Source organism: Spirosoma terrae (assembly GCF_010435915.1).
GTDB lineage: Bacteria > Bacteroidota > Bacteroidia > Cytophagales > Spirosomataceae > Spirosoma > Spirosoma terrae.
The window spans coordinates 93,384-111,196 of sequence record NZ_JAAFZH010000018.1 but is presented as its reverse complement, the minus strand read 5'-3'; the positions used below and the strand labels follow the sequence as shown (position 1 = coordinate 111,196).

The following is a 17,813-nucleotide window of genomic DNA, read 5'->3' as shown; positions in this document are numbered from 1 at the left end:
TAGCGTTACCAGTTGATGGCAAAAACAGTCCAGCCATTAGCTTCGGTTTGCAGCGAAAACGTGAAGTTATGATTAAGCAGGATTTCGCGGGTGAGCGTTAAACCAATACCCTGTCCGCTTGGCCGGGTGCTGAAAAATGGATTGAACAGGCTCAAGGCAATTTCTTCGGGAATGGGTTCGCCATTGTTCCGTATCAATAACTGATACGTAGTGAGCACGACCTCCACTGAGTGGCCGGGGCGGCAGGCTTCAATCGCATTTTTGATGACGTTGACCAATACTTGTTCGATCTGCGCTACGTCGATTGTTTTTGTGATAGACGTAGTGGACGGCACTACTGTCAGCGTTACGTTTACCGCTTCGGCCTGCGGCTGCATCAGGCGAATAACATCCTGAACGAGCGTCGTCATGTTGGTCGAGACCAGGTTGGGCTGCGGAAGGCGCACTACGTCGGCGAAGCGTCGCATGAAGCGATTCAGACGATCATTTCGGTCAATGGCCACCCGAACGGCTTGTTTAAGATCGGATTCGGGAATTTCGGATTCGGTGATGGTCAAAATTGAATTAACGGCTCCAATGGAGTTATTGACCTCGTGGGCCATCATCCGAATGACTTTACTGTAGGCTTTCTTTTCGGTTGCCAGAATCTCGGGCGTCAGTTCTTCAATAATCAAAAACGACCGCCGAAAACCGCGATCAATAAAAGTAGACCGAATGACTTTATACGTTTCAAGCCCGTTGGGTTTCATGATGCGCGACTGACCATCGGCAATGTCGGCCATTTGCGTCAGCAGCGAATAACCGAGTTCGGAAAGAGGTCTGCCAACTACATGATCGGCATGGACGGATAGAAGCTGACTAGCCCTCGGATTAATGGACGCAATACGGTCGTCGTAATCAAAAATCAGAATGGCAATCGGAGCGGCTTCAACCAGTTTATCGAGAAAAAACCGCTGTTCGGCCTGTTTGGTACGTTCCTGCCGAAGCTGATCAATCATTAAATTATAGACCGTAATCAGCCCGTCGATTTCTTCATTGCCGGTTGGTACGAATTTAACCGTAAAATCTTTGTCGCGAATGGCTTCAACGCCAGCCGTAATAAACTCGGATGGCTGGCGAAACGCAACGTATAGGCGATAAGCGACCAGCGCCGATCCCAGAATAAACAACTCCGAAACAATAAACCCGATTTTGTTCTCCTGCAATACCAACCAGGTCAGTACGATCAGAGCGAGGTGTACAACGATAATGTAAATCAGGTATTTGGTTCGTAGCAGCATTAGACGCTCAACTTAATCACAGTTCAGAATTGTCCGTGTTATAGGGAATGCCAAATTTCTCCAATCGGCGGTAGAGTGTAAAGCGGGTAATCCCCAGCGCACGGGCCACTTTGGCCACCCGGTTATTATGAAAAGCCATGGCCTGCTGAATCATCTGATACTCCATTTCTTCGAGTGTCATGGTGCCAACGGCGGGCAGCGAGTTTGCAGAAGCGATGGTCATACTATTGGGCTGGGCCAGATTCTGCCGGAAGTCGTCGGGTTGAAGCTCGTCGTTGGCAGACAATAAAACAGTACGTTCCACTATGTTCTTGAGTTGACGAATATTACCCGGCAGCGAGAGATTTTTGAGCCAGTTGACCGCTTCTTTGCTGATATGAAGATTGGGCCTTCGGTATAGTGTTTTCAGGTTGTTAATAAAAAAATTGGCTAGTCGGGGAATATCGTCGGCGCGTTCCCGTAAGGCAGGAAGTCGAACCGTTATGAGGTTGATCCGATAAAATAAATCTTCCCGAAATTGCCCTTTGGCGACCATTTCTTCGAGATTTCGGTTGGTGGCGCAAATGACACGAACATCAACCGTCCGACTCTTGCTACTGCCCAGCGGTTCAAACGTACGATCCTGCAACACCCGGAGAAGCTTGACCTGGCTGGACGGGTCGAGATCACCGATTTCGTCCAGGAAAATACTGCCTTTGTTGGCCAGCTCGAACCGCCCAACCCGGTCCGTACGGGCATCCGTGAAGGCTCCCCGCACATGACCGAATAACTCGCTCTCGAACAGCGTAGAGGAAATGCCACCCAGGTTGACCTTCACAAAGGGCTGATTCTTACGCCGACTATTTTGGTGAATGGCTTCGGCTATTAATTCTTTCCCGGTGCCGCTCTCACCCGTGATCAGTACTGGCGCATCGGTAGCCGCTACCCGTCCAATGGTGGTCAATACGTTTAGCAACGATTGATCTTCGCCAACGATGTTGTCAAACCGAAATTGCTGATCCAGTTTCTGGCGATTGGGCGATACTACGTCCGGCTGGGCCAGATTGAGCGTAGTGCGTACCGACTGAACCAGGTAGTCGTTCTGCCAGGGTTTGGTAATAAAATCGCTGGCTCCGGCTTTCATGCCTTCAACGGCCAGGTCGATGCTGCCCCAGCCCGTAATCAGAATGACCGGTACGTTGGGCAGTTTTTCCCGTATTCGACGTAACAACCTCAGCCCATCATCCCCCGACGTATCGACCGAGAAATTCATGTCGAGCAGAATAATTTCCGGCGTTTCTTCCTTCAGAATCTCAAACGTATCGAACGGCCCATCGGCAATACGTACCGTAAATCCTTCTTTCCGAAAAAGTAAGGAAAGTGATGTCTGAATCGCAATATCGTCGTCAATGATGAGGAGCATATTTTTCTGTAGAGACGCAATACTTTGCGTCTCTTAATTGAATCGGGTGGTTTGTACGCTAATGCTGACGCATTGGAGACGTAAGGTATTGCGTCTCTACTCTTCGTGCAAAGCTACAGCAGGCTGAATGGTTGCGGCTTGCCGACTTGGAAATAAAGCGCATAACGTAACGATGGCATAAATAACCAGTACGGCAATAAGTATGGCTGTTACGTAGATACCTGATTCCACATCAAAGACATTCAGTAACGGAAATTGCATGGCAAAGAGCAAACCTATCAGTAGGGAGAAGGTCGCCAATACCCAGATCTCACCAACAAACTGGCTCGAAATTCCGTTGCCCGTAGCGCCAATAGCACGGCGAAGGCCAATTTCCCCCCGGCGTTTGGCAATACTCAGGTTCAGTACGCCGAAGAGGCCCAGTGCTACGTTGATCAGCAGGAACGTACAGATAATCAAGGCAATAATGACAGGCACTAGCACCAGATTATGCTGATTCTTACGTGAATCGGTCAGGTAGTCAACTTCTACGCTCCAGCCATTCATCATAATGGCAATGTCTTTCACCACTTTGGCCTCAAAAACGGCGTCCGTTCCTGGTTTTACTTTGATCAGCATGGTATCGTGCCAGGGCTGGTCAGCTTTGAGTAATTCAAAAATGGCGGGTTTATTTGTCATGAATTCGCCTTTAGCCTTAAAATTATCGACGACACCAACCACTTTTAATCGCTTATCGATAATCTTGCCCAGCGGATTTTCGTTGGTAAACAGCGCTTCACGCGTTTTCTGATTGATAACGATGGGCGTATATTTTCCTATGCTGTCGGCACTTCGATACCAACGGCCAAGCGTTACAGTCATATCGAGCGTTTTGGCAAAGTTTTCGTCCGCTACATATGAATCAGCCGATACTTTCTGCTTCCCATATTCATAGCCATTGCTCATCTGGCTGGCAGAAAACGGAAAGTTACTACTCATTCGTGAAACAGATTCCACCTCTGGGTACGATTGCAGGCGTTGCATAGCTCGTTGCAGTTTTTGGGCAACCTCAACGGTGTCCTGATTGCTTTTTAGACTAATAGCCCAGACATTATCGTAGGAAAAGCCCAACGGCTGACGATAGTTACCCACGTTGATCACGATGAGCGTGGCCAGGCCAAAAAGAACCATAAATGAAGCCCAGATTTCCACGATCAATAGCGCGTGGCTTCCTTTTTTATTCCAGATTAATTTAAATAGATGACGTATCATGTCAATGTTGGTTGATTGGATAGTCGAATAAATGAATAAAAAGCAGCTGTAGTCATTCTATCATTCACTCATTCTATCAATGAAAATTAACCTTTGAGTGCTTCGGCAATGGTGAGTTTCGACATACGTAGCGCGGGTAAAACCCCCGACAGAAAGCCAAAAACCAGACACACGACCAGACTAATCGCGAATACGGTCAGGTTGATGGTTAAGTCTGCATAGGCAATCATGCCGCTGGTGTTGATCAGGTAAATGATACCTGCAGTTAGAACCAGGGCAATGGCCCCGCCAATGAACGTAATGAACAGGTTCTCCACAATAAACTGCCAGACCAACGTACTCACCGGGGCTCCGAATGCTTTCCGAATACCAATCTCTGAAGCGCGCTCCATAATGCGGCTGACGTTGATGTTGACCAGATTGATGGCTGGCAGACCAAGCAACATGAATAACACGAAGCCTATGATTCCGAAGAAAACAGCTTTCAAACCCGGTCCGGCTTCCAGAAGCGTTTCAATGAAGTTGGTGGCGTAAGGCTCGCATTTCACATCGATTAACCAATATTTAAATCCGTTTTGCGTACCAGGTAAAGGAATCTGGGCAATCCGGCTCTGAAACTCACTCTGAATAGCAGGCATATCCGCTTTGTCTTTAGCCAGAATGATACTCACATAGCCTCCGCGCATGCCCGTTTGCTGATAGTTACTTTTCGGCGCTGTATACGGAAAATAAACATCCGACGCCGTAAACAGCCGCGTAATCGGCGCGCTACGTACTACGCCAATTATTTTGTAGTGAATATTTTCAATTTCGATCGACTTGCCGACAACCGATTCCGTCGCATTGCCGAAATACTGCTTTTTCAGATTGTCAGTAATAACGGCTACGTAGTCACTGTTGGCAATGTTTTGCTCGTTATACGGCTTTCCTTCCAGAAACTCGAAATCAGTAACTCGCCAGAAATCGGCATCTGTGAATTTAGTATTGAGCTTAATTTTCTGCGAACCAACATATGCGTTGGAGCTATTGACAAACGTACAGATCGTAGCGCGTTCGGCCGTTTTTAGCGTTTTGACGTGATCCGCCAAAAACTTAAAACTCATCGGCCCAGAGTTTTGGGAGGTACGGCTAGAGTCCATTTGTTTCATTTGCATGATATACAAGGACCGATCACGCTTACTTTCGGGATAATGCGTGCCAAACAAATGGTCGAGAAAGGAAGTCAGTACCATCAGTACCGTTAGGGTCAGGCTGATACCGAAGAGCGTAATGAAGGTGTAGAACGGATGACGTAGCAGAACCTTCCAGGCAATTTTTATGTAATTGAGTAGCATGGATTTAGACCGTTTGAAGTGTTGAATCGCCTACCATCGACCCGTCGAAAAGACGTACCAGACGATGCGTTTTTTTCGCCATTGACTCGTCGTGCGTAACCATGACGATGGTGCTGCCTTCGGCGTTCAGTTGCTGAAGAATTGCCATGATTTCGTTGCCCATTGCGCTGTCCAGATTGCCGGTTGGTTCGTCGGCCAGAATAATTTCAGGACGACCAACAATAGCTCGGGCAATGGCAACCCGCTGTTTCTGACCGCCCGATAGCTGATTCGGGAAGTGTTTCATCCGATTGCTCAATCCAACCCGTTCGAGGGCTTCTTTAGCCAGGTCCCGGCGCGATTTTCCGGTGGGATCACCTTTTCGATAGAGCAGCGGAATTTCTACATTATCGAGTACCGACAAGTCGTTGATCAGATGAAAACTCTGGAAAATGAACCCGATTTTCTGATTCCGTAATTGAGCCAGTTCTTTATCGCCATACTGCGTAACAACCTGGCCGCCAATTTCTACATTGCCCTGGCTCGGTAGATCCAGCAAACCCATCAGGTTCATTAACGTCGACTTGCCGCAGCCGCTTGGACCCATGATCGACAGGAATTCCCTCGCCTGAATGCTGAGATTGATATTCGTTAAGGCCAGCGTTTCGATGCTGCTGGTCCGGTACACTTTTTCGATGTTTTTTAGTGTAATCATGGCTATTAGAGTTGTGCTATCTTCCTTCGTTTTTATTGGCAAGTCACCCTCTCCTTACGAAGGAGAGGGGCCAGGGGTGAGGTTAGTTGTAATGAATTTTCTGGTTTGTTTCGAAATCGTAGAGCGTTAATAAACGTAGTGTGTAATAAGCCTGCCAATAGTCGCGCAGCGCAAGAATAGCGTCGCGACGGGCGCGGTCTTTATCCTGCGTGGCAATACCCAGATCAGTAACGCTCAGATCGCTGAGCTTGAATCGGTCCTGCGCAATCTGATAACGTCGTTGCGCAATCTGATCGGCGTCGGCTGTTAGTTTTACCTGTTTACGTAGCATGTCGAGCAGGGTTACCTGGGTATAAATTTCCTGTTCAAAGGTTCGCTTGGCCTGTTCTACCGTCTGTACGGTTAGCTGCTGGTTGGCGCGTGCGGTTTCAGTACGTGCCTGGGCGCGCCCCCAGGTCATGATCGGGAGGGTAAAACGAACTTCCACGAATTCCCGATCCTGGGGACGAACATAAATATCGCGTGGTTGAAGTCCCCGGTTCGATAGCCCAAACGTAGCGTCTAACGTAGCGTTCAGCCCGTTTTCCTTCTTGGCCTTGTCCAGATCACGATCGGCTTCCAGCACCTGACGCCGAAAGCCGGTAGCGGCTGACCGATTGGTAAAGGCTTCGTGTAGCGCTTGTTTAATATCGACAATGAACGGTGTTAGTTGTGTGGGAATCGCCAGCTCGAACGCTTGTGGACGGCTAGGGTCATGATCCTGCGCATTCAGGTACGATCGTAATTTAAGCGAAGCGACTTCTGCCGTTTGTTGAGCCGATGCCAGATCTTTCTCCGCATTCAGAACACTGAGCTGAAGTTGCAACAGATCGTTTTGCGAAATTTTGCCCAGATCGAGTTTATGAAGCGCAATCTTGTGCAACGTATCATTATTAACCCGGTTGGTTTCGGCAATCTGTAGATTTACCTGCGCCACCAATAAATCGAAATATAAGCCAGTAGCATCGAGAGCCACTTTTTCTAAGGCTTCGATATACTGTTGGGTGCTTTCGGCATAGCGTAAGGGCTCGGTTTGCCGGTCCCACTTCATTTGGTTGAAACGAAACAAAGGCTGGCTCAGTCCTACTTCAAAGGGTACGCCATTATATAAGGTGGTATTATTCAGGAAATTATCGAATCGCTGTAGCTGTTGCTGCACATAAACGGCTCCTCCCGTCAACGGAATGTTCTGGCTCAATCCAAGGCTAAGAATCGAATTGTTATTGGAAACCTGCTGAAAAGCGACCGTACCGTCGGGCTGAGTTACCTGAACAAACGAACGCGTAAAACTGGGCAATGATCCATCCAGGCTCAGCTGTGGTTTGAAATCGGCCATAAACGTGCGGTATTTCCAGTAATTGGTTTTTCGCAACGTAGCAGCCTGTTTGGAGGCAATCGACTGATTTTGGGCAAGCAACACAACGTTCTCAAGCGTAAGCTTTTGCGACTGAGCCAGCGCAAGATGAGCGCAGAAAAGCAAGAGTAATAGCTTCTTCATGACCGGGCGGTTATTGCTTAATCGTGAGTTGTTCAAGATGCTCGTACTCACTCAAGTCGGTCAGAATGACCCGCTCGCCCACCTGCAAACCACTCTTGATTTCGACCCAGTCGAAATTGGATAGCCCAATCTCAACCTCCCGGCGCTTGGCCACGTTTGGACTCGTCAGTACGTAGACGTACTGTTTTTGTTTACCCTTAAAAGCTGGCCCATTGGCCACACGTATCGTTTTGGCGGCCCGATTCGTGACAATAAACACTTCTACTTTTTGGTTTGGACGTAGCGCCGTATGCCGATTATTATCAAGCTCAATCGCAAACTGAATCACCCCATTCTGGACAGCGGGTTTTACCTGCGTAATCTGGCCGCGTAATGGCGTTTCATTAATCTTGATGATAACGGGCTGCCCCGTTTTTACCTGTTCGGCATACATATCGGAACAGGAGCCTTCGACGCGGAAACTTCCGAGATCGGCCAGGCGGGCCAGCATTTCGCCTTCGCTGACGGCCGAGCCTACATGTTCATTCACCCAGGTCAGTACGCCCGCCCGGTCGGTTAAAATATCGGCCTGTTTAAGCTTGTGGTCTAATACTTTCAGATTGTTCGCTTCAATACGTGCCTCAATCTCATACTCTTTCAGGCTGGCGCTCATCGACTGACGATTGTAGCTCAGGGTATTTTCCAACTGCTTTTTTTCCAGTTGAGCAATATGGAGCAGATTTTCGGCACGCGTTACGTCCTCCGGTGTCTGACCACCAACTTTTAGTAGCCGTTTGGCATCGTTAACTTCCGCGTTAAGCTTGTTAATGGTTAGTGATTTAATCTGATCGTTAACATCGGCATCGTACAATTCTTTGTTCAATTTGAGCCGAAGTTGCTCAATGCTGTTTTGTTTCAGGGCCAGCTGGTCGGCAATTTTATCATATTCCAGCTGAGTCAGGGATTTATCCAGTTCCAGAATAGGCTGACCGGGTTTTACCCGAGTGCCGGGCGTCAGTAAAACCCGACGGATACTGGCGCGGATTGGACTGGCTATGATCTGTTCGTAGGCCGGGATAACCTCGCCAGTAGCACTGATTGTGTTTTCGACAAAGCCGGTTTGAGCGACTGCCGATCTGATCCGGCTGGCTTCAACTGACGTAACAAGAATTCCTTTAAACCAGGCGATGATGGCAATCAGGCTAATCAGCAGGATGGCCCCGATTGTCCAGCTTTTTCGGCGAGATTTCGTAATCAGTTCGGGGGCTAGTTCGCGGTCCATAGTACAGTGTAGTATGCCTACTAGTATGCCAAACACTGTACCAATTACTAATCGATTGATTAGTAGAATGTTAGCTGGATTTGTTGAGGGTGTATCTGTGCGATTTCGCACATAATGTGCGATTTTGCGAAAGAAGCCTCTGGCCCATAGCTATCACGTTGCTTGAACCTGATAGGCCAGTGTTAAAATTGAACGATATCCGGGTAAAATAGTATTGAACTGTTGCTTATATGGTTGATATTTTTGTAAAATCGTATAATAATCAACAACTTGATTTGCATGTCAGCCTGGTCCGACATACGTTTTCGAACTTCTCTTTTACTGGCTGCAGGCGGTTTGCTGATAACCTCTGTTTGGCTAACGGCCTGCCAGCATTCGGTTGACAAACCAGCCGATATTATTGCGGCTGAAGCTCGTTTGCCCGAAAAAGTTGATTATAATCTGCACATAAAGCCGATCCTGTCTGATCGATGTTTCGCCTGTCATGGCCCCGACAAGGCAAAGCAGCAGGCTGGTCTGCGACTCGATACGTCCGAAGGGGCTTATGAAGCACTGACGAAAAGTGGCCATACCGCTATCGTACCCGGTAATCTGGCAAAAAGTGAGTTGGTTCATCGGATTCTTACGGATGATCCCGAAGAAATAATGCCGACACCTCAGTCGAACTTAAGTCTGAATGCGGAGGAGAAAGCATTACTGCTACGTTGGATTGAGCAGGGAGCCGAGTATAAGCAGCATTGGTCGCTGATAGCGCCGACGATGCCCGAACTGCCGAAGGTCAACAACGAAAAGTGGGTCAGAAACGATATTGATCGATTTGTGCTAGCTAAGCTGGAAGAACGTAAGCTTACACCCGCCCCCGAAGCAGACCGTACCACGTTGCTACGTCGGGTAACGCTGGACCTAACGGGTTTGCCACCAACGCCACAAGAGGTCGACGCTTTTCTGGCCGACAAATCACCTAAAGCCTACGAAAACGTAGTGAATCGATTGCTGAATAGTCCGCACTACGGTGAACGGCAGGCGGTTGAATGGCTCGACGTAGCCCGATACGCCGACACACATGGTTATCAGGATGATGGCTTGCGGACAATGTGGCCCTACCGCGACTGGGTGATTCGGGCGTATAACCGAAATCTGTCGTTCGACCGGTTTGTTACGTGGCAACTGGCGGGGGATTTGCTACCGAACCCTAACCGCGACCAGCTCATTGCGACGGCTTTTAACCGAAATCATCAGCAGAGTCAGGAAGGTGGTATTGTGGATGAAGAATACCGTGTCGAATACGTAGCCGACCGGGCCAATACGTTCGGGAAAGCCATGCTTGGCCTGACGGTAGAATGCGCCCGTTGTCATGACCACAAATACGACCCTATTAGCCAGAAAGATTATTTCTCGCTGTACGCGTTTTTTAACAGCAATGACGAACGCGGGCAGATTCCGTATAATGGCGAAGCTGCACCAACCATCACGTTAACCAAGCCCGAAACCGACGCCAAACTGAAATTTATTCGTGAACAGCTGACGCCAATCCAGCAGAAACTGAATCCGAATCGGCCCGATTACCAGCAACGGTTTGGGCAGTGGCTGTCGACGGCTCAACATATGCCTGTATCGCTGGTTGATTCGGGGCTGATTGCGCATTATACGTTCGATGAAGCCGACCGGGAGGACGTGAGCGCCTACGTAAAAGTGCAGAACGAGAAACGAAAACTGGAAGAAGCAAAGCGTAAACAGGAAGAAGAGGCTCGGGCGAAAGCGGGCAGGAAAGAAGAAAAGAAACCGGAAAAGAAAGAAGCTGCCAAGCGTAAAACGAAAGAAGAACTTTGGAAAGATCCACGTAATGCGTTCGCCAATACGGTAGACGGTACGTTGCCCGCCCGGCTCGGTGGCGATCCCGACAAGGTTCCCTATATGGTTCCGGGCCGATTCGGGAAGGCTCGCTTTCTGCCGGGTGATAGTTATATTGAGCTGCCCGGCAATGTGGCTGCCTTCGAGCAAAATCAACCGTTCACGATCAGTAGCTGGTTTAATCTGGCCAAGCCCAACATGGCGCTTACGCTGATGGGACGTACCACCGGACCGATGGATGGACAGCGCGGTTATCAGCTCGATCTGCTGGCCGATGGGCGGCTGAAACTCACGTTTGCGCATGTATGGCCCGCCAATGCCATCGATATTGAATCTGTCGATAAAGTGCCTGTTCGCCAGTGGTTTCAGGTTGCCTTTTCTTATGATGGTATGGGCAAAGCCAGTGGTTTGAAGCTATACCTGAACGGAGTGCCGATGCGGGCTAACGTACTGGACGATAATCTGATTCATAGTACCGTATTTGGAAAAGACCGTACGCATTGGGCGCAACATCCGTTTTATGTGGGGCGGATGCACGACAATTTCTACCGGGATATGGCCGTCGATGAGTTACGGATTTACGATCGATGTCTCACTCCGCTCGAAATGCCTGCTTTGGCTGGTCGGCCGGATGCGATTAAAACCACTTTACAAACGCCTGTTACCAAGCGGACACCGGCTCAGCGATCTGGATTGTATACCTATTACGTAACAAATCACGATCCGGCTTACAAAGAAGAATTTGCCAAAGCCATGAAACTACGGGGTGAGCAGATCATGCTGTATACCAATTCGGATCAGGTGATGGTTATGCACGAACGGACGGTGCCGCGCGAAACGCATTTGCTGAAACGAGGAGCCTATGACGCACCGGGCGAGATCGTAACGCCAGCCGTTCTTCACAGTATGAATCCCATTCCCGATGACGTACCGAAAAACCGACTAGGATTGGCGAAATGGCTTTTAATGGGCGAAAATCCGCTATTTAGCCGTGTAATGGTCAATCGGTTCTGGCAGCAATATTTTGGGCAGGGGCTAGCCAAAAATAGTGATGATTTCGGTAATCAGGGTGCGCTGCCAAGCCATCCTGAGTTGCTGGATTACCTGGCCGTTCGATTCCGGGAAGGAACGGGAGAGCCAGGTTCGGCCTGGAACACAAAAGCCATGCACAAGCTGATCGTTATGTCGGCTACGTATCGGCAATCGTCGAGCGTTTCGGAGAAAGTAAGAGAAGCTGATCCTGACAATATTTTTCTGTCCCGTGGGCCAAGTTATCGGATGTCGGCGGAGCAGGTTCGCGATAATGCGCTAGCGGCCAGTGGGATATTAAATCAACGTATTGGCGGGCCTAGTGTTCGACCGTATCAACCGGCTGGCATCTGGGAAGCGCTAGCGACACGTAACGCCGTTACGTATGTCCAGAATCACGGCGATAGCCTGTATCGGCGCTCGATGTATACCGTCTGGAAGCGCAGTTCGCCACCACCGATGATGCTGAATTTCGATGCGGCCGAGCGGCATACCTGTATCGTTAAACGCCAGAAAACCAGTACGCCACTCCAGGCGCTCGTTACGTTGAATGATCCTCAGTTTGTAGAAGCGGCTCGAGTATTGGCACAACGTAGCATGGGAGTGGGCGTTACGTCGGCTGATAATGTTATTCAAACTACGTTTAAAACAGTGATCAGCCGGATTCCCCGCCCGGAAGAGACGCGGCTGATGAAACAGCTCTATGACGAAGAGCTTGCCGATTTCAGAACGAATCCCAAACGAGCCACTGAACTGTTGGCAGTAGGGGAGTATCCGGTAGACAAAAAACTCAATCCTGCCGAACTAGCCGCCTGGACAGTGGTGACGAGCACTATTATGAATTTCGACGAAGCAATAATTAAGCGATAATGACATACAGGCTTGTTTTATTGATTGGCGTAATTGGGTTCGGTTTGGCCGGTGGTTCACTGTTTGCACAAAAAGCACTACCTATTCTCAAGGCGTCGGGCCAGGCAGTGTCAATGCGGATCGGAAATGATTTCTACCCCGGTCGCTGGGGTGTTGATGCTACGGTAAAACCAGATGTATATGAAGTGTGGGTGCCCAGAGGCAAAACACTACGAGTTGCTTTTGTTTCAGAGAAAGACTCGCTGGTTCGGACCCTGCGCGGTGGTGAAATAATTGATTTTATTATTCTGACGCCAAAGGGCGATAGCGCGCTGACCCGAATAAAAAGTACGGCCTTCGATGAACCAGCCGTCTTCACAAAACAGTACGTTCAGACACATACCGGAAAAACGTTTGTTGAGATTCCGGAGGTATACGAACTGATCAACGTCGTGTTTGCGCTGACCGAAGCCGGTCGGAAAAGCCCGGATCTGATCAATAAACAGACGCCGTATTATCAGGAGTTGCTACGTTATTTTGAGCCCTACCGTTCAGAACGTATCGTAGCCGTAATAGATTCTGTGTTGAAACAGGATGAAAGCCAGTACTTTCCGTTGAAAATGGACGCCTATGCGTTTTCTATGGATGCGAAAGGAAACATTCGCCAGAGTTCGGTGTATGATCGGGCTTCGTGGGGCTACCTGAATACAGTACGTCCTTATATTCCACTGTTACAGCAGTTTGCTAAACGGAGCAACTTTGTTCAGTTTTACAGACAACAGCGTCCGTTCTATAAGCAACTCATTACGTCCTATCAGGATTCACTGGGCGTAGCAGGCATGCAATCCTGGCTAAACCGAAACTTTCCGGGTACTACGTATCAGTCGTTCAAAATTATTTTCTCGCCTTTGGTGAGCGGCAATCAGTCGGCTAACTGGTTTGAAAATAATGGGTTCAAAGAAGCACAGGCCCACGTCAATTATCCATTCGTTTCGGGCAAAGACACATCCGTTACGTCATCGGCTGTCGACATACGACGGGGTAATATTGTCTTTACGGAATTGAATCATGCTTTTATCAATCCAGAAGCTGATAAGTATAGCAACCAACTGAAGGCCGCGATCACGAATCTGGATATGTGGCTGGCCGACGGCAAACCCGCGAAACGCTCTTACAACGATATTTATTCGTGTTTTAACGAATACATGAACTGGGGTCTGGTGTGCCTACGCTACGTCGATACGGTGCCAAAAGAAGATTTACCCGTTCTGCAGAAGAATGTCGAAAACATGATGGTCAATTACCGGGGCTTCAAAAAATTTGCCGAATTCGACCAGTTTTTAGTACCGCTGTATAGAGATCGACCTTCGGGAAAAACGTTGGCTGATTTATATCCGCAGATCATTCAGTGGTTTGCTTCGCAAACGGAAAAAAAGCAATAGCTATGTCTGACATTCAGGATCAAATACATGATCAGTTAAGCCGTCGAACGTTTCTGGGCCAGACGAGTGCTGGTTTAGGAACCATTGCCTTGGCGTCGTTGCTGAATCCTAAAAATCTATTCGCAGGAACAACCACGCCGGGCGAATCCACGCCGGGCGAAAATCCATCGGTTGGGAAACCGCATTTTCCTCCGAAAGTGAAGCGGGTCATCTACCTGTTTCAGAGTGGCGCCCCATCGCAGCTGGAATTGTTTGATTATAAGCCCAAACTGGAAGCCATGTGGGGGCAGGATTTGCCCGCGTCGGTACGTAATGGGCAGCGATTGACGGGGATGAGTGCCGGGCAGAGCCATTTTCCGCTGGCAGCCTCGAAATATAAATTTGCTCAGTACGGACCGGGGCGGATGTGGATCAGCGAACTACTGCCACACACCGCTCGCATTGCCGACGATCTGACATTCGTGCGATCATTACACACGGAGGCTATCAACCACGATCCGGCCATTACGTTCTTCCAGACCGGTAGTCAGCAGGCGGGTCGACCCAGTTTTGGGTCATGGATTAGCTACGGGCTCGGCGCTGATAATCAAAATCTGCCCGCTTTTGTTGTGTTGCTTTCGAAAGGACGTAACGGTGATCAGCCCTTGTATGCCAAGCTCTGGAGTAATGGGTTTCTGCCGTCGGTTCATCAGGGCGTTGTATTCCGGTCGGGCCCCGATCCGGTCTATTACCTCAACAATCCGCCGGGAATCGATAAAACCAGTCGTCGGCGAATGCTGGATTATCTGACGAAGATGCATCAGGAGCAATATAAGCATGTCCTCGATCCGGAAATCAATAACCGGATGGCGCAGTATGAAATGGCCTATCGGATGCAGACCTCAGTTCCTGAAACACTCGATATTTCGAAAGAGCCGGATTATATTTTCGATATGTACGGGCCCGAAAGTCGCAAGCCAGGTACGTTTGCGGCCAACTGTTTGCTGGCTCGTAAACTGATCGAGAAAGACGTGAAGTTTGTCCAGCTCTACCATCAGGGGTGGGATCAGCACGGTAATTTACCAAACGATATTAAAATCCAGACGAAGAGCGTCGATCAGCCATCGGCCGCGCTGATTATGGATTTGAAGCAGCGCGGTTTGCTGGACGATACGTTGGTGATCTGGGGGGGCGAGTTTGGTCGTGGCGCTTATTCACAAGGCAAGCTAACGCGGGATAATTATGGCCGCGATCATCATCCTCGGGCTTTCTCGGTCTGGATGGCAGGAGCTGGAGTGAAAAAAGGACTTGTCTATGGCGAAACCGACGACTTTGGCTATAACATAGTAAAGGAGCCAGTCCACGTACACGATTTTCAGGCCACTGTATTGCATCTGCTGGGAATCGACCACGAGAAACTCACCTTCAAAAGCCAGGGCCGACGCTATCGCTTAACGGATGTGCATGGCAAAGTGGTGAAGCCGTTGCTTGCTTAAACCAACGTTTTTCGCTCTTGAGGCAAAATGAAAACCTGATCGGCGCGCCAATAAAATGGACGTAGTGATCGGGTTATTATAGCTGGCGAGATTCCGATACGATTTGTGAAAGGTAACTAGTACTGCCGAACCTGTTGATAAGGGGCCGCTACCGCTTGTAAAAGACGCGTTCTTTTATAAACAGCACAAACGTTGCCCAGAATAGCGTATTTAGAAACGTACAGATAGCAATACCTCCATAGGAGTCAGCGGGTATTTTGATCAATAAGCCAAAAGGGAATAGTAGACAGCCTATCACTTGCTGCCAAATTGGAGGGACGTTTGGGGTTAGGAAAAAAAATATCCAGAAAAAGAGCAGTACCCCGCAGATCAACAGGTAGACGACGCCGTACCAAATCAATTTAAGTAGGGTAAACTGCCAGTCTTTCATAGCTGTTCTGAAATTAAGAAAAAGGGCGTATTTATCAATTGTATGAGGGAAATGGAAAGGGCTGAGCCTCCCCATTTCCCTCTGCTCTTCAATTTATTGATTCCTGGAGCTTCTCCTGAAAAATTGAAACGCATAATAGAGCAGAGCCACAACAAAGGCGATGAAGCCAATATTGATAAGAAACCAGGCCCATTCCATAATTACTGCAATAAGCATCTAGGTGACGATTGAATGTGTAGAAAATCTAGTGTAAATCGGGTCATGCCCACAGGAGTCAATCCAGGTCTTTTTCAAAGTATAGATAGATGTATATGGCCGCCCCAAAACTAACGGTGTTAGTGGAAGTAAGCCGATAGCCTTGTTGCGCATACTCATCAAGTTTGGCTTGTACGTCGGCCTGGGAATCGTTCAAAATGTGTTTGGAGTCGAGTGTGAGCTTGGTGTAGTAGATTAGGCCTTCAACTTTGTAACTTTTCATGGAAACGAGTTTGATCTATCGGTTAATGCCTAAAAAAACAACTTAATAAGCAGTCTGGCAAGGAATGGGATGGAATCTTCTGGCAGGTCTCGGTGTAAATCCGAGCCTAATATCACCGGAAAAATAGATAGCAATGTTTACCAGTCGTTTCGGCGGCTAGTGGGTGCCCGATACATGTTGCTTTTCCTGGAATTAGCAGCCACTACGTTACCGACGCTAGTTTTATTTGGATGAAATAGCCCTCGATAAGGGCCGCTTCGACGCTGGCCCTTATTTTTGTGCCTATCATCATACCCGCTTGCTTCTTCTGCTAGACGATGAAGCAAGATCTTAGACTGTATGCAACAGCAATTGGAATCATGGATACGGGCGATTGTTCGTTGGTTTGGCTACGTACCAAATCGTGATCTATCGGGCTGGGTATTACTGATTACGTCGGTAATACTGGGTCTGATTGTCAATTTTGTCATCACACAGATTATTCAATTTATTGCCCGTCGTCGGCAGTTTCAGACGTTGCAATTGCTTAGTGCACACGCGCGCTGGGCATTCTGGTCATTTATACCTTCGCTGTTTTTTTTACTGGGAACAAGCATTCAGTCCGGCCGTTTTTTACGCCGACATCCCATTGCCGATAAAACGGCCGAAGTACTATTCCTGATTGCCGCTACGTGGTTTATTGTTCAGTTGCTGAAAGTAGGTGAGCTGCTGGTTGTGAGGCAGTACGATACGACCAAAGATGTTAATCTATCGCAGCGGAAGTTTGTTACGCAGGTTCGGTTTGCCCGCCGGTTAGTGGCAATCGGCGTCATTGTCATTGGCGTATCGTTGGTGCTGATCGCTTTTCAGGGAAGCCGGCGTGTTGGACTCAGCGTTCTGACCTCGGCGGGGGTCGTATCGGTCGTGATCGGTTTTGCGGCCCAGAAAACGCTGGCCAATCTACTGGCTGGTATTCAGATCGCTTTTAATCAGCAGATTCGGTTGGACGATGCCGTTGTGGTCGAAAAAGAATGGGGACGTATTGAAGAAATCAATCTCACCAGCGTCATTGTCCGGATTTGGGATCGTCGGCGTCTGATTCTGCCGATTACGTATTTTGTTGAAAATCCGTTCGAGAACTGGACTCGTTCCGATGCTTCTATCATCGGGGCCATTTTTCTCTATCTCGACTATAATGTACCCATCGATAAAGTACGCGAAAAGGCCCGCGAAATTGTTGAGAACGATCCCTTATGGACCGGGGAAAGCTTTGCCGTTCAGGTAACCGATACCACGCCGACTTGTATTCAGGTGCGTGTACTTGCTTCGGCGCAGGATGCCCCTTCGGCTTTCGATTTACGCTGCCACATGCGCGAACAATTGATCGCCTTCATTCGCGATGAGTATCCGCAGGGGCTACCTCAAACTCGTCTGATGCTGGCTGAAGAGTTACGGCCAAAAGAGGTAGGAGAAGCATAATTAGCTTCATATAATCAGAAAGTTGGTACGCCATATCTTGGA

The 17,813-nt window shown here is 48.7% G+C and carries 12 protein-coding genes; 4 read left to right on the top strand and 8 right to left on the bottom strand.

The annotated features are described in order from the left end of the window. Positions 1-5 precede the first annotated feature (5 nt). The 7 genes from GK108_RS26970 to GK108_RS26940 form a co-directional block, all read right to left on the bottom strand. Positions 6-1,280 (bottom strand): sensor histidine kinase, encoded by a 1,275-nt coding sequence (locus GK108_RS26970; protein ID WP_163954700.1) that lies wholly within the window; start codon positions 1,278-1,280, stop codon positions 6-8. 16 nt (positions 1,281-1,296) lie between these two features. Further along, positions 1,297-2,682, bottom strand: a complete 1,386-nt coding sequence (locus GK108_RS26965; protein WP_163954699.1) for a sigma-54-dependent transcriptional regulator — start codon at positions 2,680-2,682, stop codon at positions 1,297-1,299. Between the two features lie 96 nt (positions 2,683-2,778). Further along, the gene (locus GK108_RS26960; RefSeq protein ID WP_163954698.1) at positions 2,779-3,933 is read right to left on the bottom strand and encodes an ABC transporter permease; all 1,155 of its coding nucleotides are present in this window, start codon (positions 3,931-3,933) and stop codon (positions 2,779-2,781) included. A gap of 86 nt (positions 3,934-4,019) precedes the next feature. After that, positions 4,020-5,267, bottom strand: a complete 1,248-nt coding sequence (locus tag GK108_RS26955; RefSeq protein ID WP_163954697.1) for an ABC transporter permease — start codon at positions 5,265-5,267, stop codon at positions 4,020-4,022. A gap of 4 nt (positions 5,268-5,271) precedes the next feature. After that, positions 5,272-5,961, bottom strand: a complete 690-nt coding sequence (locus tag GK108_RS26950; protein ID WP_163954696.1) for an ABC transporter ATP-binding protein — start codon at positions 5,959-5,961, stop codon at positions 5,272-5,274. Positions 5,962-6,043: 82 nt separating this feature from the next. Then, positions 6,044-7,498, bottom strand: a complete 1,455-nt coding sequence (locus GK108_RS26945; protein ID WP_163954695.1) for a TolC family protein — start codon at positions 7,496-7,498, stop codon at positions 6,044-6,046. Between the two features lie 10 nt (positions 7,499-7,508). Further along, the gene (locus tag GK108_RS26940; RefSeq protein WP_163954694.1) at positions 7,509-8,759 is read right to left on the bottom strand and encodes an efflux RND transporter periplasmic adaptor subunit; all 1,251 of its coding nucleotides are present in this window, start codon (positions 8,757-8,759) and stop codon (positions 7,509-7,511) included. Positions 8,760-9,038: 279 nt separating this feature from the next. Here GK108_RS26940 and GK108_RS26935 point away from each other — a divergent pair, with 279 nt between their 5' ends. From GK108_RS26935 to GK108_RS26925, 3 genes are read left to right on the top strand one after another with little or no spacing between them, the layout of a single operon-like run. Continuing rightward, entirely contained in the window at positions 9,039-12,509 is a 3,471-nt protein-coding gene (locus GK108_RS26935) for a DUF1553 domain-containing protein (RefSeq protein ID WP_163954693.1), read from the top strand. Beyond that, positions 12,509-13,930, top strand: a complete 1,422-nt coding sequence (locus GK108_RS26930) for a DUF4932 domain-containing protein (protein ID WP_163954692.1) — start codon at positions 12,509-12,511, stop codon at positions 13,928-13,930. Before GK108_RS26935 ends, GK108_RS26930 begins: the two co-directional genes overlap by 1 nt. Before the next feature lie 2 nt (positions 13,931-13,932). Beyond that, on the top strand, positions 13,933-15,405 hold the full coding sequence (locus GK108_RS26925) for a DUF1501 domain-containing protein (RefSeq protein WP_163954691.1): 1,473 nt from the start codon (positions 13,933-13,935) through the stop codon (positions 15,403-15,405). Positions 15,406-16,109: 704 nt separating this feature from the next. On the opposite strand, the gene GK108_RS26920 is transcribed toward GK108_RS26925, so the two are convergent. Next, positions 16,110-16,313: a DUF4177 domain-containing protein gene (locus GK108_RS26920; protein ID WP_163954690.1), complete on the bottom strand. Its 204-nt coding sequence runs from the start codon at positions 16,311-16,313 to the stop codon at positions 16,110-16,112. Positions 16,314-16,652: 339 nt separating this feature from the next. On the opposite strand from GK108_RS26920, the gene GK108_RS26915 reads away from it, so the two are divergent. Beyond that, complete coding sequence (locus GK108_RS26915; RefSeq protein ID WP_163954689.1) at positions 16,653-17,771, top strand: mechanosensitive ion channel family protein; 1,119 nt, start codon at positions 16,653-16,655, stop codon at positions 17,769-17,771. Positions 17,772-17,813 lie beyond the last annotated feature (42 nt).